An 18,559-nucleotide genomic window follows, 5' to 3' on the forward strand; every position below is an offset into this window, starting at 1 on the left:
ATTATTTAAAACAATGCCTGAAACGAATTACAACATAAAAGGCTTAAGCAATGAACAAGTAATTTCTGCAAGAGAACTCCATGGTCAAAACAAATTAAATTATAAACAAGAGAATACGGTTTTAGATGCTATAAAAAATTTAGCTAAAGAACCCATGATTCTTTTATTATTGGTGGCATCAATCATCTATTTTGTAAGTGGTAATATTGGTGATGGGATTTTTCTTGCTTCAGCTATAATAATTGTTTCAGTAATTGCATTGTTTCAAGATTCGAGAAGTCGCAATGCCTTGCAAAAATTAAAAAATCTATCACAACCTCATTGCAAAGTCATTAGAAATGGAGAGACTATTGAAATTCCGAGTGAAGAATTAGTGGTTGGAGATAGTTTAATTGTAGAAGAAGGTACTTCAATTTCTGCTGATGGTAGAATAGTCCATTCCAATGATTTTTCGGTCAACGAATCCATATTAACTGGAGAATCAATGGTTATTTTTAAAGACAAGGATGAAGCAGAACCCTTTGTTTTCAATGGAACAACTGTTGCAAGTGGATTAGCCATTATAACCATTACACATATTGGAAACGAAACCCAATTAGGAAAGATTGGTAAGAGTTTAGAAAGCATAGAAGAAGAAAAAACACCTTTAGAATTACAAATTAACAATTTTGTAAAAAAATTAGTTTTTGTTGGTGCTATTGTTTTTGTAATAGTTTGGGCTATCAATTATTTTCATTCGTATGATATATTAGACAGTTTATTAAAGGCACTGACTTTGGCTATGAGTATTTTACCTGAAGAAATTCCGATGGCATTTACAACTTTTATGGCTATTGGTGCTTGGCGATTGATGCAAAAAGGTATAGTTGTCAAACAAATGAAAACAGTGGAAACATTAGGTTCAGCTACTGTTATTTGTACCGATAAAACTGGAACTATTACCGAAAACCGTATGAGTTTGGCTAAAGTATTTTCTCTGACTTCAAATAGAATAGTTGCTCCAAAAAAAGCAAATGTTTCAGAAAAAGACCTTATAACCCTTGCTATGTGGGCTAGTGAACCTATTCCGTTTGATCCGATGGAAGTTGCCTTGCACAAAGCTTATAGCGATTTTACATCAGAAGATGAGCGACCTCATTTTAAGCTAGTTCACGAATATCCATTAGGAGGGAAACCTCCAATGATGACACATGTTTTTCAGAATGAATCAGGAAAACGATTCATTGCAGCCAAAGGAGCACCTGAAGCCTTAATAGCTATTTCTACATTATCTAAAGATGAAAAGGAACGCATTAATAATGCCATAGAAACAATTACTCAAGAAGGTTATCGTGTTTTAGGCGTAGCAGAAAGTGCCTTTGAAGGGACTAATTTTCCAGCAACACAACAAGAGTTTCAGTTTCAATTTAAAGGTATTGTCGCTTTTTACGATCCACCTAAAAAGAACATTACTAAAGTATTAGAGGATTTTTATCAAGCCGGAATTGCTGTAAAAATAATAACAGGTGACAATGCTGCAACTACCATGGCCATTGCAAAACAGATCGGATTCAAAGGCTACGAACATAGCTTAAGGGGTGATGAATTAATGCAGTTATCAGATGCTGAATTGCAAGAAAAAGTAATGCAAACTACAATTTTTACCCGAATGTTTCCTGAAGCTAAATTAAGAATTATTACGGCTTTAAAAGCACAAAATCAGATTGTAGCTATGACAGGTGACGGGGTTAATGATGGTCCAGCATTAAAAGCGGCACATATTGGTATTGCAATGGGAAAAAAAGGAACAGAGATTGCCAAACAAGCTGCTTCCTTAATTTTATTGGAGGATGATTTATCTAAAATGGTAGATGCTGTAGCCATGGGTAGAAAAATATATGTAAATCTTAAAAAAGCGATTCAGTATATTATATCCATTCACATTCCAATAATTCTGACCGTTTTTATTCCTTTGGCATTAGGTTGGATTTATCCGAATATCTTTTCACCAGTACATATTATTTTTTTAGAATTAATTATGGGTCCTACATGTTCTATTGTTTTTGAAAATGAACCTATGGAGAAAAACACCATGTTTAATAAGCCTAGACCTTTTACGAGTACCTTTTTTAACTGGAAAGAGTTAACAACTAGTATTATTCAGGGATTGGTAATTACTGCAGGAACACTTTTTACCTATCAATATTCTATTTCCTTAGGATTTAATGAAGCACACACAAGAACAATGGTTTTTACTGTTTTAATAGCCGCAAATATCTTTTTAACTTTAATAAATCGTTCTTTTTATTATTCTATATTTACTACATTGAAGTACAAAAATAAAATGGTTTTATTAATCATTAGTATCACTACGATGATTACAGGACTTATGCTTTATGTTCGACCGTTAACTTCTTTCTTTGGATTCGAGAACTTAACTCTTACAGAATTGATTACTTGTATTGGAATCGGTTTTGTATCTGTCATTTGGTATGAATTAGTAAAAATAAGAACTAGGAGTCAAAACAAACCTAATTAAGTAAGTAGTTTATATTAGTAAATTAATAAGATTACTCTTTCTATATTTTTTTTTAAAATTATTTTATTGAGTATAAGTTATTTAACAATTGTTTAGGTTAAGAGTTATATTGTTGTAACTTTATAAATAAGAGGTTTTTTAACCTAATTAGTATTTTATTTTTGACCATTTTAAATTCATTCAACTCACTTTTATCTAAAATTCATTTATAATTTATTCCCTTTAAAAAGCGAAGAAATAAATTTAAATTTCTCTTAAAAAAAAGGCTTTTTTATCTAATAATTATACAATTTAAATTAAAAATTGTGTAACATCTTTTGTTAATGAATTTGTAACTTTAGAATAGTTAAATATTCTATGTTAAGAATAATTTCAGCGGATTAGCCAAAGTTTACGCTTATTAAATATGCATTAAAGTGTATCACAATTTTAGTAAAATATATTAATCAAATAAATAAACATAATGAAAACTAAAGCCGAATTAGAACAAAGTATCATTAAGATTACAACAACCATTCAACAAGATTATCCAGAATTAACAAAATTTATTAGTGAAATGCCAGATAATAATTCAGAAGATGAACAAGTAAACCTTAAAAGTCTAGAAAATTATAATAATTCTCTAAAAGATATTTTGGATAAATATGCAAATACTCACAATGAAGCAGAAAGTAAACAGACTCAAAAAACAAAAGAATATGCAGACTTTCAGATTTATCCTGCATCAGATGATATTTATGTAAAATCTAAGGAAGAAAAAGATATAAATCCTGAAGATATTTCCAAAAAGAAAATACCAAACGAAAAAGAGACTGGTTGGAATGAAAAAGACTTTAGAGATTTAAAAACGGGTGCTGATTTAGATGTGCCAGGTTCAGAATTAGATAATCAACAAGAAAATATTGGTAGTGAAGATGAAGAAAATAACTATTACAGCATAGGTGGAGACAATCACAACAATTTAGATGAAGACAAAGGATAATAAATTTTAATAACTATAAAGCAACATATATATATTATGAAAATTCTATTTAATACAGACAAAACAATATCAGGAGATGAAAATCAAGAAGACTATTTTACTTCTTTAATAGCTGAAAAATTAGAACGGTTTGAATCTCAATTAACGCGTATAGAAGTCCATTTAAAGGATGAAAATGGAAAAAAAGAAGGGCAAAATGATATTCATTGTGTTCTTGAAGCCAGAATTGAAGGAAGAGAGCCAATGGCTGTTAGCTGTGAAGCTGATACGGCTAAAAATGCCGTTTCGGGTGCTATAGAAAAACTAAAAACAGCTTTAGATACTGTTCTTGGGCGATTGAAAAATCATTAAAAAAAACCTTTATTTGGAACACACTTTACAAATTATAAAAAAGTTTGGTTTTCGATTCTCAGAGTAACAATTTAAAATAATAATATCATGATGCACTATAACAGTTATTATCACTATTGGGTAATGCACTTTGTGTGAGGGGCTTTATTAATTTACGTTACAAACAAATTCTTTCCAGCAATTTTTAAGGAAAGAACATTCATTAATTAAAATTAGATAAAAAAATAAGGTTTCCGCTGATCATATCATTAGATTGGTTATACTATTTTTTTGAACACTTTCTTTAATCACTAAAACAAATTAAAATTATGGATTCACACTATTACAATGTTGATATCAACTGGGAAAACACTCGAAAAGGTATTCTTTGTTCTCCTGAATTGAATAAGAAGAATGGTATTTGTATTGAAGTAGCCACACCACCTGAATTTTCTAAGGGAATTGAAGGTATTTGGACGCCAGAGCATTTATTTGTAGCTGCTGTAAGTAGTTGTCTAATGACAACTTTTTTAGCCATTGCTGAACATTCGACTCTAGAGTTTGTTAGTTTTAAATGTGAAGCTAAAGGAACGCTAGAAGAAGTAGATGGCAAGTTAGTCATGAGCGAAATACATCTAAAACCAACTGTAGTAATTCATGAAGAGCTACATAAAAATAAAGCTATTCGAATTATAAAAAAAGCAGAAGATGCATGTTTAATTTCTCGTTCCATTAAATCGAAAGTAACCACAGAAATAGAAGTTTTAGTAGAGCCTCTTTTATTAGATAGCAAATAAAAAACTAATAATTAAAACAATAAAAAATATAATTAAAAAAAACAATACAATGAAAGCACAAAAAAACTTAGGCATATGGATGGATCATGCCACTGCTCAACTGATAGATTTAAATGCTGATAAAGAAACTAAAGTTATAACTTCAGACTTTACTTTTGAAACTAAAGAAGAAGCTTTAAGTAAAAGTGAAAAAAGCATGCACAATAAGAGACAACAAATGCATGAAGCTTATTATAAAGAAATTGGGAATTCAATTTTAAATTATGATCATGTCCTATTATTTGGCCCTACAAATGCTAAAACAGAATTGCATAATTATTTGAATGGAGACTCACACTTTAAAAGCATAAAAATTGATGTTGAAGCAGCAGATAAAATGACCGATAATGAAAAAGATGCTTTTGTAAAAAATCATTTTGGGAATTAGTATACTACTTTTAGAGCTTACACTTTATTTAGATTAAAATAAGCAATCATAAAAGGAAGGTAAAAGTCTTTTTTTTATGGTTGTTTTTTTAGGTTAAATCTAGCATTATAAATCTATTTTTGATCTTTTATTGAAATTAATAAATAACTATATAAATTTGTTGAATATTATCAGAAAATAGTTATTCCTAATACTAAAAATTGAATATGATTTATCTTTAATTAAAAGAGGAACATCATTAAGTTTTTCAATTCATAAATGATAAAGGAGTATCTAATTTTGTATATTGTAATTCTTTAATCAATTTGACTTTAAAAATATTTAAAATGGACAAAAATAAAGTTTTAACGACAACAAGCCTTTTATTAATTATTTTGGGTATACTAATGATTTATATTGGTGGTTTTTATGGGCCAAAACTAATTTTGCCACCTATAATTACCGGAATAGGATTTTTTTTAATTGCCTGGGCTCTTCATGCCTTAAAAAATTAAAGTATAAAGATAAAATTTATTTTTCCCATTTCTACTTTTAATCAAAACACTATAAATGAGCACTTTTCCTGTTACGACTTCAACTTTAGCTGCAGATGCTTTAGGGATTTTTTTAAAAAAGAATTATTTATTAGGAGACCAGTTTGAATGTAAATTGTTTAGAACAGGTGTAAACCATACTTATTTTTTGGACGATACTTCTTCTAAATATGTTGTCAGAGTTTATTGCCACAAATGGAGAACCAAAGAAGAGATAGAAGCAGAGTTAAGTCTTTTGCTTTTGTTGAAACAAAATAATCTTTCGATTTCTTTTCCTATTGCCGATAAAAATGAGAAATTAATTCAAGAAATTAATGCTCCAGAAGGAATTCGTTATGTCGTTCTTTTTTCATTTGCTAAAGGTGAGAAAGTACGATTTATGACCGAAGAGACTTGTTCTACTATTGGTTCACTTATGGCTAAAATTCATCAAGTTACAGAAAGAAAAAAAATAGATCGAGTCACTTATAATCTTGATGTTTTACTAACTAAATCCTATCAAAATTTAAAACCTTTTTTTAGAGAAGATTTGAAATCCATGCAATTGATTCAACAAATGAGTTCTTCTATTTCTAAAACTTTTCAAACCACAACATTTTCAGCGGAACAAAAAGGAATCGTACATTTAGATATTTGGTATGATAATTTGAGTGTTACTAAGGCTAATGAAATTACTATTTTTGATTTTGATAATTGTGGTAATGGACCTTTAATTTTAGATGTAGGTTATTTTTGCAAACAATTGTTTTTTATAGAAACTGACAAAGAGCTATATGAATCAAAAGTAGCAAGTTTCTTAAAAGGTTACCAAAAAGAAAGACCTTTATCTGATGCTGAAATTCAATTAATTCCAGAAGCTGGAGCTTCTATTTTTATCTATTATCTTGGCGTCCAAGCCCAACGTTTTGATTGGTCCAATATATTCTTGACAGAAAATTATCTTACCATGTTTGTGGGAAGAATAAAAGCATGGCTTGATTATTACAAAAAATAGCACAAAAAAAATAGAAAAAATTATCACTATTTGGTGCTTATATGTTTTTTTAAAGCAAAACATTGAACTTTCTAAATTTTTACTATATATTTGTTTTAATACTAGTACTATTAAATAACAAATTAGAAACATACTACAGCCAAAAATCAAACCAATTACCATGAAAAAACTTTCTATACTTTTAACCCTAATCTGTTTAACAATCGGACAATTTTCATTTGCATGTGACTGCAACAGTCAAGATGAATTTAAAAATGCAGCTCCAGAAGCAGAATTTGTAGCCTTGGTAAAAGTGACCAAATATTTGACTTATAAAAACATTTATGGTGTTGAAACACCAATTTCAATGGAACTTGAGGTTATTGAAACTTACAAAGGAAAAGAAAAGAAAAGAAAAATTACAGTTTGGGGTGGAGATGTAAATATTTGTAGACCTTTTTTAAACAAATTCAAAAAAGACCAATACTATGTAATGGCTTTAGACAAAGTAGTTGAGAATTCTACTGAAATATCTCATCCAGGAGAAAAGAGTTCTGATTACTTTATTGCTCAATGCGGTGAACGTTATTTAAATGCAGATATCAAACAAGGAACCACTACAAATTGGATGACGGAAGAAGTTAAAACAGTTAGCCTTAAAGAAATAAAAGCCCTTTTTACAAAAGAATAATTTTAGTTTAAATGCTAAATAATTTTCTAATAAATTAAAAAAACTTCTCAAATTTTATAATAAATTTGAGAAGTTTTTTTTTGAAATCAATTCAATAATTTAGATCTGATGCAAAGCCAAAACCTTTCCCTTTCCAAAATAGCAATTAAAAGAATAGATAATTATCCAGGTAAACCAACTATAATATTTCTACATGATTCCTTAGGTAGTATTGCGTTGTGGAGAGATTTTCCGGCAAAATTGGGAGAAATGACGCAATGTAATGTACTAATCTACGACCGACAAGGGTATGGAAAGTCTTGCGGCTTTTCTTATGAGCATCGCGAGAATACTTATATGGAAGACGAAGCGGATATTTTAAATGATTTATTAGACTATTGGAAGTTAGACCAAGTTATCTTATTTGGACATAGCGACGGTGGTTCTATTGCTTTATTGATGGCTGCCAAATATCCCGAAAGAGTTATGGGAATCATTACAGAAGGAGCTCATGTTTTCGTGGAAGATGTTACGATAAAAGGAATTAAAGAAGCGATACAACTTTACGAAACATCTGATTTAAAAGTCAAATTAGAAAAATACCATGGTGCTAATACAGAGCCTATGTTTTGGGCTTGGGCAGCTACTTGGAACAAACCCGACTTTATTTCGTGGAACATAGAACCCTTTTTGCGCGCAATTAAATGTCCTTCTTTAATTATTCAAGGAGAGAACGATGAGTATGGTTCCCTAAAACAAGTAGAAAGTATTATAGAACAGGTGAGTGGTAGGACTCAAAAGTATATACTTCCAGCAATTGGACATACACCCCATAAAGAAGCTCCAGCAAAAGTTTTATTGGAAACCACTATTTTTATTAAAACATTGCTTTAATTTTGAATACACTAAGAACTGATTTAAAGAAAGTAACACTATGAAATACGATTACGGAATAGTATTATCTGGAGGAGGAGCAAGAGGCATCGCTCATTTGGGAATCCTAAAAGCCTTAGAAGAATTAGGTATACGACCTTCTATTATTTCGGGTACAAGTGCTGGAGCTATTGTTGGAGCTTTTTATGCCAAAGGTTTAGGTATAGATGAAATAATTTCCATCATAAAAAACGGTCATTTTTTTAATTTCTCAAACTTGAACATTGTAAAACAAGGTTTGTTTTCTATGAAAGGTTTTGAAGATATCTATAAAACCTATTTTAAAAACAATTCCTTTGAAGATCTTAAAATTCCTCTTTTTATTGCAGCAACAGATATCTTAAAAGGAGAAATTAATTATTTTTCAGAAGGTGAATTATCTACTTCTTTATTAGCTTCAAGTTGTATTCCAGTGTTGTTTCAACCCATACATTATAGAGGAACTCATTATGTTGATGGTAGCGTGTTAAATAATTTTCCTATTGAACCTTTGCTGGATAAATGCCATAAAATTATCGGAATTAATGTAAACTCTATAAGTAAAGCAAAACAAGAAATACCCACTAAAAACATATTGGATAGAAGCTTTCATTTAGCCTTAAACAGTGCTAATAGCCACAAATTTACGCTATGTGATTTATATATAGAACCACCCAAAATGAGTCAGTTTGGCTTGTTGGATTTGGATAAAATTGATTTGATTTATAATTATGGTTATCAACATGGATTATCTCTTGAAAAAGAAATAAAAGAGTTGATGAATACTATTAAATAATAGTATCTTTTTGATACAAATGCACACTTTGTTCTAAAATAGTTTTCATTCTATTTCTAAGCCTTTCAGGTTTTAAAACTTCTAAACCAGCACCAAAACCCAACAACAAGCGTTCAAACTCAAAATTTTCTTTTAGGTATAAACTTATGATGATGCTTCCGTCTTCGTTTTGTTGAAGAATGCGTTGTGTACTGTGTAAAGGTTTTGTAATAGCATAAGGAGCATTCGTTTTATCTAACCAAAGTTGAATAATTCTAGGTTGTAATCCTTTGTTTACCGTAACACCAACCACATATTTATAAAATTCATCTACATCAAAATCTTCTTCCAAATAGGTTTGATTGAATTCATAATCAATAGCTATAATTCGGTCTAAAGCTAAATTTACAATGGGATTAGTGCTGTTTCGTTTCCCAATTAAAAACCATCTGTTATTAAATTCTTTCAAAGCAAAGGGATGAAAGATAAACGTATTCGATTCTCGAGCTTTAAACGATTGATATTCTAACTTTAAAACAACTTTCTTTATAATTGCTTGATACAATTCGTCCAAAAAATGCAACCCTTTTAAACTCTCGTTTTTGTCCAAATGAATTACGGGTTTGTTATTCGATTTTTCTGCATAAATCTTGTCCTCTAAACGTTGTAAAATGTCGGCTACATCATTAAATAAAGAGAAATCTTTAAACTGTTTTAACATAGAAACCGTTTCTGTTAGGACATTCATATCGGTTTCTGTAAGCGGAATATCCGTTATCGAAAAACCTTCTTCCGCATATTGATAGTACTTTTTATCATAGACTTCAATAGGAGCATTATATCCCAATTTTTCACTGCGCATCAACTGAATATCTAACTGAATCGTACGTTTACTAACTTTATTTTCCTTGCCTTCATATTCGAATAAAGCATCCGAACAAGCTTCAATTAAATCCTCTAAAGTCCATTGACGGTAGTTGTTTTGCAAGCATTTGTCTATAGTTTTGTAGCGGATTAGTGCGTTTTTGTTTTGGGCCATTTTTTTTCAGTGTTCAGTAGTTAGTGTTCAGCGTTATAAAGTCTTAATTTCTTTTTGGATGTTGGTTCTGGCTTGGGTTTCGTGTTTTTCTCTAAAAGTTTTGGTTTGATAGATGAAATCATTTTCTAGGAAATGAAGTAATGCTTTTTTTCTTCCAGGTTTGTAGAGTAAATCAGGATAAATTTTATATTCTTTTCTTATTTGTTGGGTATAATTTTCATAGCTTGAATAATCAGATGATAATATTTTTAAATCAAAGTCAATTAGCCAGTTGATGTCGTTTATCTCACTCTTTTGATGAAGCTTTGTAGCGCAAATCATTTTATATACTAACGCACTACTTAGAGTAGTTTTTTTAGGAAGAATTTGTAAAGCAAAAGCAGCACTTTTTTCTTCATTGTCTTTTCGCGTGGCTTTGTAAATTATATCGTGATAAAATATGCTATATAGGACTTCGTTGGGAAATTCCAATTCATTTTTATACTGTTCAAAAGAGGAAATCATAGCTTCTATATGGGTCAGCTTATGATAGTATCTCGATTTTGAAGCATATGCTTTTTCTAAATCTTCCCAATTTTTAGGAATACTAGTGGGAGTAAAGTTTGTACGCTTAAGTAATTCTGTATAAGTTTGATATAATTGCATGCTTTTGTTATTTTTTAATCACGACTTCTAGATACTATTTTATTAATCAAAAACTATCGTTTTTGATTAATAAAATCACTCGAAGTGACGGTTTCAATGTAAACTTGTTATAAAAACGACTCATCATATTTTACGTCAGTTCGAGTGTTTTTGTAAAATGCGATTAGCAATTTTATAAAAATGTATCGAGAACACGTTATTATAAAAACTTCTTCTTAGCTAAATTTGGTAAATCATCATAATCTTCATTTATGAGGGCTTCTTTTTTAGCTCTTGACCATTTTTTAATCTGTTTTTCCTTTTCTATAGCTAAATTAATATCTGTAAACTCACAATAAAAAACCAATTCAACAGGTCTTCTCTTGTAAGTATAACAATCTGGATAGAATCCACTTTGGTGTTGAAAAAATCTTTGTGACAAATTACTCGTAACACCTGTATAATAGGATTGGTCACTGCATTTTAATATGTATACAAACGATTGTTGCATATTTTCTAATTATATTTTTTAATCACGACTTCTCGATACTATTTTAACAATCCAAAAATATCGTTCTAGATTAATAAAATCACTCGAAGTGACGGTTTTGTTTGTAAACTTTTTTTTTAAACGAAATATGTTTTTTATACGTCAGTTCGAGTGTTTTAATAAAATGCGATTAACAATTTTATTAAAATGTATCGAGAACTTTTGTTCAAAACTTAACGTAAAAATACAATTCTTTCTACACTACGCAAAATAATTGCGTACTTAAGTAAAACCTTTGCTTCATCAAATAGAAAGTAGGGATGATGTTTCCATAAAAACCATCAGACTTGAGAAATTAAAAAGTACTAAATTTACAATTATGAACACACCCATCAACGGAAACGATTTAAAAGACTTAGGATATGCAGAAGGAAGTTTAATTGGTATTGCCTTAAAATGCAACAGAAAACGCACTGGTTTGACCAAAGAACAAATGCTAGAAAAGTATAAAGATGCGTTAGCTAACCCAGAAAGTTATTTAGAAGAGGCTTTGTTTGGCACTTTAGCCCAAGCCGTTATTGACAAAGCCAATGAAAAACCAGAAGACTTTATAGCTTTAAACCAAAATCCACCTGCTTATGCTTTGTATGGGGAAAATCATATTGAAGAAGGAGCCAGAAAACAAATGGATATCGCGATGCAATTACCCGTTACGGTGGCAGGTGCTTTAATGCCTGACGCTCATCAAGGCTATGGATTGCCAATTGGTGGTGTTTTAGCCACTAAAAATGCCATAATTCCTTATGGTGTTGGTGTGGATATTGGTTGTCGAATGGCTTTGTCAGTGTATGATATTCCAGAATTGTTTTATTATGAAAACGAAGATAAGTTCAAACGCGAATTGTTAGCGCATTCTAAATTTGGTGCCGGACACGGTTTTCATGGTCAATATAAAACAGATCATGCGGTTTTGGAACGAAAAGAGTTTAACAACCATTCGTTCATTAAAAATTTGAAAGACAAAGCTTGGTCGCAATTGGGTTCTTCAGGTGGTGGAAATCACTTTGTGGAATTCGGAATCCTTGAATTTGCGCAAGATGATAAAGTATTAAACATTCCCAAAGGAAAATACGTTGCCTTGTTAACGCATTCGGGTTCTAGAGGTTTTGGAGCTACTGTAGCCGGACATTATACAAAAATGGCTAAAGAAGTATGTAATTTACCAGAAATTGCCAGAAACTTAGCTTATTTGGATTTAGAAAGCGAATTAGGACAAGAATATTGGATTGCCATGAACTTAGCCGGAGATTACGCGTCTGCTTGTCACGAAGTGATTCACGATAAAATGGAAAAAGCCTTAGGAGCAACCGTTTTAGCTAAAGTAGAAAACCACCATAACTTTGCTTGGAAAGAGCACTATAATGGGGAAGAAGTAATTGTGCACAGAAAAGGAGCTACACCAGCCGGAAAAGGAGTCATGGGAATCATACCAGGAAGTATGACCGCACCTGGATTTTTAGTCCGTGGAAAAGGAGAGGAGCAAGCCATAAACTCAGCTTCACACGGAGCAGGACGACAAATGAGTAGAACCAAAGCCATTAAAAACATTAGTAAAAACGAGATGAAAAGCATCTTAAAAGACCATAACGTGACCTTAATTGGTGCCGGTTTAGATGAAGCTCCTATGGCTTACAAAGATATTCACCAAGTAATGGCTGCTCAAACCGATTTGGTGGATGTTGTAGCCAAATTTACACCCAAAATGGTACGAATGGCTGATGATGGAAGTAGAGAGGATTAAGTTTTGTAAGAAAATGTTAATAACTAAACCATAAATTGAATCTAATGATCTCTTTTTGTGGTTTTTAATTTTTTAAATTTGGTTGGTTGAAAATTATTTTTGCCGATTACGGGAAACCGTAAGGATGATTGCAAAATCTAACGCATATTTGTTGAAATGGATATTTTCTTTAGAGGTGTATTATTGAAATAAATTATGCTAGTGTTTTTTAGAGAAAATATAAAATTATAATTTATAGATTATGGCTATTGATTTTAGTAGTTTAATTACAATTAATAAAAAATGGGTTGATAAAGAGTTTAATCATCACTATACTGAGAAAGTGAATGATAAACTTAAAGTTAGATTATTCTCAATTAAGCCATCAGGAACTACGATAAATTCTATTTCGTTGGCAAAATCTTTATTGGATATATTACCATATTATTTTAAGTCAAAATCTGAAATTGATAGACTAGTAAGAAGAGAGGTTTCTAGAACTATTAACGATTATACTTCTGCAACTGAAATTGACCAAAAAGAGGAAGTTGCTAAAATAGTCTATAATAGAACTTACAGAGATGCAAAAAGTTTTTTTAAAAAAAAGAGTTCTGATTCCAAAAGTGGGAAATACGGTGAGTTACTTCTATTCGGACTTGTAGAATCAGTTTTCGATTGTAAAATGATTGCTCATAAAATAACTAATCTTACTAATTATCACGATGAAATCAAAGGAGGTGATGGGATTTTTATGGGAAATTATAAATTGCCAAATGGAAATATTGAAATTGCTTATCTAATTGGAGAATCAAAAGTTTGGAAAGATTATTCCGGAGCTAAAAAAGATGCTTTGGAATCTATAAATAGATTTTACGATTCAAAAATTCAAGCTGATTTTAAAACATTAGAATTTTTTATTGCTCAGAAAGATATTGAAAAAGTGGTTGATAATGAAACCGATATTGATGAATTATACGATAGACTTGATCAAAAATCCGAATTATTCAAAAGCCAAATAGCGGTTCATCCAATATTGATTATGTACGAAACAAAGAATTACAATAGGTTGATGAAAAAGGCTCTAAATAATACTGAATTAACTAATTTAATTGATAAAAATATCAAATCAAAGTTGGATAAAACATTAGAAAGTATTGCTTTAAAAGTAAAAGAATTTCCTGAACTAGAAAAAGTGTTTTTAGATTTTATTTTAATTCCAACAAATAGTGTAGCTGATTTTAATGACACAATGGATAATTTGATATGATTGAAGATAATTACACACTTTCCTTTCAGGCTTTCGAGCATAAGATATTAAATAAAGTAATTTTTGATTATACTTTAAATTTAATGTCTAATGTTTTTGATGCTATTAATTCAATAAAAATTGAAGAAGATGAATTAAAAAAAGCTATTTGGTTAGTTTCTGTTTTATGTAATAGTAATGATCAAAGTCACAAAAGAAAGGCTCAATTATTTGCTTCTTTACTTTATTTGAATAATAAAGATAATATCGAAATTCTTAAAATATGTTATATATTATTTTCTAGATTAGGTAACCTTACAGCAACTAAATTTTTAGAGAAATTATATGTAACAAAAGAAGATAATCCTGTAAAATTAAAAACTAAATATGATTTTGGAGAGTTATTGAGTCATGAATTATTGTTTGAAAGAGAAAAAAAAATCATCTCATCATTTAATAATTCATTTTTAATTACTGACTTTCAAAAAGAGTTATGGCAAGGTTTGAATAATATTTCAGAAATCGCAATTTCAGCTCCAACTTCTTCTGGAAAATCATTTATAATAAAACAATATTTAATTAATGAATTTTCAATTAAGAAAAATTTTAAAGTTTTATATATAGTCCCATCTAGAGCTCTGATTAATCAAGTTAGTGAAGATTTTAAAACTGAATTAGATTTTAATGTACATATAAAAACCTCTTTCGTTAAAGAAAATGAAATTTTCGAAAAAGAAATATACATATTAACACCAGAAAGGTGTATTAAGCTACTGAACAGTAAGATAAAAATCGAATTTGTTTTTATTGACGAGATACAAGGAATAGAAGATGTTTATGGAAGGGGCCTAACCTTTGAATACGTATTTAATGAAATATCCTTAAAATTCCCATTATCTAAATTTGTGTCAGCTGGTCCTAATATAGATAATCCAGAAAAAACATTTAAAGATATTTTTGAAAGAGATTGTTCCACAATTCAAACAAAATTATCTCCTGTATTTCAATTAAAAGTAACTTTAAAAAATAATGAAAAAAGTAGATTTGATATAGAGTTCCAAACAGAAAAAGGTAAATATCAAAAATTTGTTCAAGATTTTAATTATAATTTCAGTAAAAATCAAAATAAAGGAGATACAATTGCTCAATTAGTAAATTATATTGCTCCTAATGATTTCAATATAGTTTTTGTTCATAATGGATATTATGCACAAAAATGGGCTATTAAATATGCTAATTTAAAAGAGGATGATATTGAAATTGATGATGAAATAAAGGAATTAATTGATTTTTTAAAAGAAGATATCCATAAAAAATATTATTTAATTGAATGTTTAAAAAAGAAAATTGCTTATCATCATGGAACACTACCTGATATAGTAAGAAAAGAAATAGAAGAATTGTATATTAATGAAAAGTTATCAACTGTTTATTGCACTTCAACATTATTAGAGGGTGTAAATTTACCTGCTAATAATCTTTTTACTTTTGAACCCAAAAAAAGAGATACACCATTAACAAAATTTGAATTTGGTAACTTGATAGGAAGAGCAGGTAGATTAAAATCTTCACTTTATGGAACAGTTTATTATATTGAGGACTATAAAGACAAGCAAAAAGCAAGTGATTATTATGATGCTGAATATGATAAAGAAATTGAGGTTTTCTCATCTAACGCTTTGAATTCTTTAAATATAAATGATTTAAATATATCTATTAAATCTATTGAAAAAGGAGATAAAACAGAAACCTTAAAAGCACAACAAATATCTGTTTTTTTAAGACATAAGTTTTTAAAAGGAGAAATATATGCTTTGAAATATTTGAAAAGCAAAAATTTTACTGATAATGAAATAAATCTTGCAATTGGTTATTTAAGGAATAACTTAAATGAAATTGTAATTCCAAAAAAAGTATTAATGAATAATCCATCTATTGATCCAATTTTACAAAATGAATTATATAAATCAATTAAAGGTAATGATATTAGAGATTGGGTAATAAATAAAAATAGTAATTTTAATAAATTTTTGAGTTTTGAAAAAATAGAATCTATTCCTGTTTATGATAGACCATTTTATTGGCAATTAGTAAATTTAGTAACAAGACTAAATGAAATATTTAATATTTTTGAAGAAGGTTTTAAAAAACATAATCAAAAATGGTTAACCTCAAATTCAATTAGTTTGCAGGCAAAAAAGTGGCTAGGTGGTGCACCTATAGGTCAAATTATAAGACAAAATATAAATTATTTATCTGGATTAGATGGTATTTATAAAATAGACTCGGAAAACCTAGAAGATATAAATATGGTTATTAATAATACAATAAGATATAATTCTTCTATAACAACTCACTTGTTACCTAAATACATAAAAGTTTTAACTGATATACTTGAAGAAATTTTATCAGATCAGCAAAAAGAAGACTACAAGCTTACAATTAGTTTACCAACAATGTTAGAGTTAGGAACTCAAGAACCAGTAATTATACAATTGATTTCTTCAGGGATAACTAGAAGTGTTGCGATTCAATTATTTGATATATATGTAAATAGCACATCCAAAGATTATAGAGAAAAAAATGATGTTTTAAAATGGCTATCAAATCAAAACGAATTAAAAGGATTAAAACCTATTTACAATAGATATTTAAGACGAATTAAAGTCTTGAAAAGTATTTAATAATATAAAATGACTATTCAACGCTTAAAATTCCAGAACCTTCTAATATTCGAAATCTTTTCGGTTTATAAATCTTTTTGCTATAAAATCGGAAAACTAATTCTATTCGTCATATTAATCACATCAATCTCTTGCAACCAAAAAATAAAAAAAGAGACAAATAGTAGCCCATCCAAAACTCCGGATGATAGCATTGTTGTTGTAAAAAATGAAGAGGATAAAATAGTATGTGTGTATAGGTTTTCAAAAGGAGATTCAAAAAAACTAAACGAAAAAATCACTTTTTTAGCTAGTGGAGAAATAGATTACACTAATAGTATTTTTCTTCAAATAATAGGGAATGATTTATATCTTCGATCACCTTATGATATTCATTATCCAATACTTAAAAAAAGGTTTGCCGAATTTATTGGTTTCAAAATTAGTAATGATTCCTTAAATAATGCGCAGATTATTAAATCAGACACAACATTCTTTGGAGAAGATTCAAAAATTAAAAATTACATTAAGAAACTACCTCTAAAAGGAAAAGTTATAGAGACAATATTTTTAGACACATTAATTAAAACTAAAGGTAAGGAAAATCAAACTATAATTAGAACTTTAGAATATGAAGTTGACTTAAGAGATCTTTTATTTGATAGGATTAATGAATTTAAATAAAAATTGTAGCTAAGCGAAAGACTTTAAATTTATCATTTTGAACCATTAAGGCTCATACTAAATTTTTCTAAATGTCTAAATGGTTTAATTTTTAAAAAAATCCGTGCAAATCCGTTTAATCTGTGTTCCATTTTTTTAGCAAAGTTTAAAAACAAATAGAATTGTGATTATAATTCCCAAAACCTTAAAACAATCACAATAATGTGATTAGAAAAACGTTTTCATAAATAAAATCACAACTTTGTGCTTAAAATAATTTTGTAGATAAAAAAATCACACTAGTCACTATTTAAAAATGGAACAAAGAATTAAATTTAGAGAAGCACTCGGACTAACGCAAGAAGAAGCGGCACAGTTTCTAAAAATTCCTAAAAGCTTGTTAGGTATGTTCGAAATCGGTCAACGCGATTTATCAACTCCTGTTAAACTTCAATTAGTTACGCTTTATAATTTAGTACAAAAACAAGAATCTAAAACTTCAAATTCAGACAAAAAAGAAAAAGATTTTCAAGAACTGACATTAGAACTCAAAAAAGAACTTTTGGAAATGCAATACAAACAACAAGTTTTAGCACGAAAACTAGCGCTTTTTCAATCCAAATACCAAAAAAGTGAAAAGCTACTTCAATTCGTTCACTTGTTAGAAACCGAAGTCAAAAAAGAAGAAAGACCTTCACAAGATTATATAGAGGTTCTAAAAATAAAAGCAGAAAAAGAGGTCGCTAAATACGGCACACTCGCACAAACCAAACTAGAATTAAAGTTAAGAAGCATTAAATCTTATCAAAAAGAGATAAAAGTAGAAGTGAAGCGATACCAGAAATAAAGAGTTTTTTATAAAATATAGTCAAAACGTCCTTTTATTAAGGGCGTTTTTTTTTGTTTAAAAGACTATGCTATAAGTGTTTTCCACACAAATAAAAAAATAAAAAAGTACTACGTAAAATAGTTGCGTAGTTGCTTTTGAATATTTGTAAAGCGAAAGCAACTAAGTTCTTTAAGTAATTAAAAACCTCATTTTGTTGTAAAGACAATTTTGAGTAAAAAATATCAAGCAAGTCTTGTTGGGTGTTTCTGTATAGCACTATTGTAGTATTCGTTTCGCATTGCGTATGA

18 protein-coding genes are annotated in these 18,559 nt (G+C 29.2%); 15 read left to right on the plus strand and 3 right to left on the minus strand.

All coding sequences use genetic code 11. The annotated features are described in order from the left end of the window. Positions 1-13 precede the first annotated feature (13 nt). From G507_RS0100890 to G507_RS0100935, 10 genes are all read left to right on the plus strand, one after another. Positions 14-2,518 carry a cation-translocating P-type ATPase gene (locus G507_RS0100890; RefSeq protein WP_026715709.1) on the plus strand — a complete coding sequence of 835 codons (2,505 nt, stop codon included), beginning with the start codon at positions 14-16 and terminating at the stop codon, positions 2,516-2,518. Positions 2,519-2,981: 463 nt separating this feature from the next. After that, positions 2,982-3,500: a hypothetical protein gene (locus tag G507_RS17810; protein ID WP_211218964.1), complete on the plus strand. Its 519-nt coding sequence runs from the start codon at positions 2,982-2,984 to the stop codon at positions 3,498-3,500. A gap of 36 nt (positions 3,501-3,536) precedes the next feature. Next, positions 3,537-3,851: an HPF/RaiA family ribosome-associated protein gene (locus G507_RS0100900; protein WP_026715711.1), complete on the plus strand. Its 315-nt coding sequence runs from the start codon at positions 3,537-3,539 to the stop codon at positions 3,849-3,851. 308 nt (positions 3,852-4,159) lie between these two features. After that, a complete protein-coding gene (locus G507_RS0100905) occupies positions 4,160-4,627 on the plus strand; it encodes an OsmC family protein (protein WP_035665340.1) in 468 nt (155 codons plus the stop codon). Between the two features lie 49 nt (positions 4,628-4,676). Continuing rightward, positions 4,677-5,054, plus strand: coding sequence for a hypothetical protein (locus tag G507_RS0100910; protein WP_026715713.1), 378 nt, complete (start codon positions 4,677-4,679; stop codon positions 5,052-5,054). A gap of 326 nt (positions 5,055-5,380) precedes the next feature. Further along, complete coding sequence (locus tag G507_RS17710) at positions 5,381-5,548, plus strand: hypothetical protein (protein ID WP_169627273.1); 168 nt, start codon at positions 5,381-5,383, stop codon at positions 5,546-5,548. A gap of 55 nt (positions 5,549-5,603) precedes the next feature. Next, positions 5,604-6,581 carry a phosphotransferase gene (locus G507_RS0100920; protein ID WP_026715714.1) on the plus strand — a complete coding sequence of 326 codons (978 nt, stop codon included), beginning with the start codon at positions 5,604-5,606 and terminating at the stop codon, positions 6,579-6,581. 160 nt (positions 6,582-6,741) lie between these two features. Further along, positions 6,742-7,251, plus strand: coding sequence for a hypothetical protein (locus G507_RS0100925; protein WP_026715715.1), 510 nt, complete (start codon positions 6,742-6,744; stop codon positions 7,249-7,251). 108 nt (positions 7,252-7,359) lie between these two features. Then, positions 7,360-8,124, plus strand: coding sequence for an alpha/beta fold hydrolase (locus G507_RS0100930; RefSeq protein WP_026715716.1), 765 nt, complete (start codon positions 7,360-7,362; stop codon positions 8,122-8,124). Positions 8,125-8,164: 40 nt separating this feature from the next. Further along, positions 8,165-8,938, plus strand: a complete 774-nt coding sequence (locus tag G507_RS0100935; protein WP_026715717.1) for a patatin-like phospholipase family protein — start codon at positions 8,165-8,167, stop codon at positions 8,936-8,938. Here the strand turns inward: G507_RS0100935 and G507_RS0100940 are convergent. The 3 genes from G507_RS0100940 to G507_RS0100950 all read right to left on the minus strand — a co-directional run bounded on the left by G507_RS0100940 (position 8,931) and on the right by G507_RS0100950 (position 11,091). Continuing rightward, positions 8,931-9,956: a helix-turn-helix transcriptional regulator gene (locus G507_RS0100940; protein WP_026715718.1), complete on the minus strand. Its 1,026-nt coding sequence runs from the start codon at positions 9,954-9,956 to the stop codon at positions 8,931-8,933. The two genes, G507_RS0100935 and G507_RS0100940, sit on opposite strands and share 8 nt — an antisense overlap. A gap of 33 nt (positions 9,957-9,989) precedes the next feature. Beyond that, entirely contained in the window at positions 9,990-10,601 is a 612-nt protein-coding gene (locus tag G507_RS0100945; RefSeq protein ID WP_026715719.1) for an HD domain-containing protein, read from the minus strand. Positions 10,602-10,800: 199 nt separating this feature from the next. Then, positions 10,801-11,091, minus strand: a complete 291-nt coding sequence (locus tag G507_RS0100950) for a GIY-YIG nuclease family protein (protein WP_026715720.1) — start codon at positions 11,089-11,091, stop codon at positions 10,801-10,803. Between the two features lie 358 nt (positions 11,092-11,449). On the opposite strand from G507_RS0100950, the gene G507_RS0100955 reads away from it, so the two are divergent. From G507_RS0100955 to G507_RS0100975, 5 genes are all read left to right on the plus strand, one after another. After that, positions 11,450-12,871 (plus strand): RtcB family protein, encoded by a 1,422-nt coding sequence (locus G507_RS0100955; protein ID WP_026715721.1) that lies wholly within the window; start codon positions 11,450-11,452, stop codon positions 12,869-12,871. 241 nt (positions 12,872-13,112) lie between these two features. Next, a complete protein-coding gene (locus G507_RS0100960) occupies positions 13,113-14,117 on the plus strand; it encodes a Hachiman antiphage defense system protein HamA (protein WP_026715722.1) in 1,005 nt (334 codons plus the stop codon). Beyond that, entirely contained in the window at positions 14,114-16,780 is a 2,667-nt protein-coding gene (locus G507_RS0100965; protein WP_026715723.1) for a DEAD/DEAH box helicase, read from the plus strand. Before G507_RS0100960 ends, G507_RS0100965 begins: the two co-directional genes overlap by 4 nt. Before the next feature lie 9 nt (positions 16,781-16,789). Continuing rightward, on the plus strand, positions 16,790-17,443 hold the full coding sequence (locus G507_RS0100970; RefSeq protein ID WP_026715724.1) for a hypothetical protein: 654 nt from the start codon (positions 16,790-16,792) through the stop codon (positions 17,441-17,443). A gap of 295 nt (positions 17,444-17,738) precedes the next feature. Further along, positions 17,739-18,269 carry a helix-turn-helix domain-containing protein gene (locus G507_RS0100975; RefSeq protein ID WP_026715725.1) on the plus strand — a complete coding sequence of 177 codons (531 nt, stop codon included), beginning with the start codon at positions 17,739-17,741 and terminating at the stop codon, positions 18,267-18,269. Positions 18,270-18,559 lie beyond the last annotated feature (290 nt).

Source organism: Flavobacterium gelidilacus DSM 15343, assembly GCF_000422685.1.
GTDB lineage: Bacteria > Bacteroidota > Bacteroidia > Flavobacteriales > Flavobacteriaceae > Flavobacterium > Flavobacterium gelidilacus.

Bases quoted from the DNA above. Each gene is read 5' to 3' on its own strand.
- G507_RS0100905 (WP_035665340.1), top strand. From the start codon at position 4,160: ATGGATTCACACTATTACAATGTTGATATCAACTGGGAAAACACTCGA.
- G507_RS0100910 (WP_026715713.1), top strand. From the start codon at position 4,677: ATGAAAGCACAAAAAAACTTAGGCATATGGATGGATCATGCCACTGCT.
- G507_RS0100945 (WP_026715719.1), bottom strand. From the start codon at position 10,601: ATGCAATTATATCAAACTTATACAGAATTACTTAAGCGTACAAACTTT.
- G507_RS0100900 (WP_026715711.1), top strand. From the start codon at position 3,537: ATGAAAATTCTATTTAATACAGACAAAACAATATCAGGAGATGAAAAT.
- G507_RS0100970 (WP_026715724.1), top strand. From the start codon at position 16,790: ATGACTATTCAACGCTTAAAATTCCAGAACCTTCTAATATTCGAAATC.
- G507_RS0100950 (WP_026715720.1), bottom strand. From the start codon at position 11,091: ATGCAACAATCGTTTGTATACATATTAAAATGCAGTGACCAATCCTAT.
- G507_RS0100940 (WP_026715718.1), bottom strand. From the start codon at position 9,956: ATGGCCCAAAACAAAAACGCACTAATCCGCTACAAAACTATAGACAAA.
- G507_RS0100890 (WP_026715709.1), top strand. From the start codon at position 14: ATGCCTGAAACGAATTACAACATAAAAGGCTTAAGCAATGAACAAGTA.
- G507_RS0100930 (WP_026715716.1), top strand. From the start codon at position 7,360: ATGCAAAGCCAAAACCTTTCCCTTTCCAAAATAGCAATTAAAAGAATA.
- G507_RS0100925 (WP_026715715.1), top strand. From the start codon at position 6,742: ATGAAAAAACTTTCTATACTTTTAACCCTAATCTGTTTAACAATCGGA.
- G507_RS17710 (WP_169627273.1), top strand. From the start codon at position 5,381: ATGGACAAAAATAAAGTTTTAACGACAACAAGCCTTTTATTAATTATT.
- G507_RS17810 (WP_211218964.1), top strand. From the start codon at position 2,982: ATGAAAACTAAAGCCGAATTAGAACAAAGTATCATTAAGATTACAACA.
- G507_RS0100955 (WP_026715721.1), top strand. From the start codon at position 11,450: ATGAACACACCCATCAACGGAAACGATTTAAAAGACTTAGGATATGCA.
- G507_RS0100960 (WP_026715722.1), top strand. From the start codon at position 13,113: ATGGCTATTGATTTTAGTAGTTTAATTACAATTAATAAAAAATGGGTT.
- G507_RS0100975 (WP_026715725.1), top strand. From the start codon at position 17,739: ATGGAACAAAGAATTAAATTTAGAGAAGCACTCGGACTAACGCAAGAA.
- G507_RS0100965 (WP_026715723.1), top strand. From the start codon at position 14,114: ATGATTGAAGATAATTACACACTTTCCTTTCAGGCTTTCGAGCATAAG.
- G507_RS0100935 (WP_026715717.1), top strand. From the start codon at position 8,165: ATGAAATACGATTACGGAATAGTATTATCTGGAGGAGGAGCAAGAGGC.
- G507_RS0100920 (WP_026715714.1), top strand. From the start codon at position 5,604: ATGAGCACTTTTCCTGTTACGACTTCAACTTTAGCTGCAGATGCTTTA.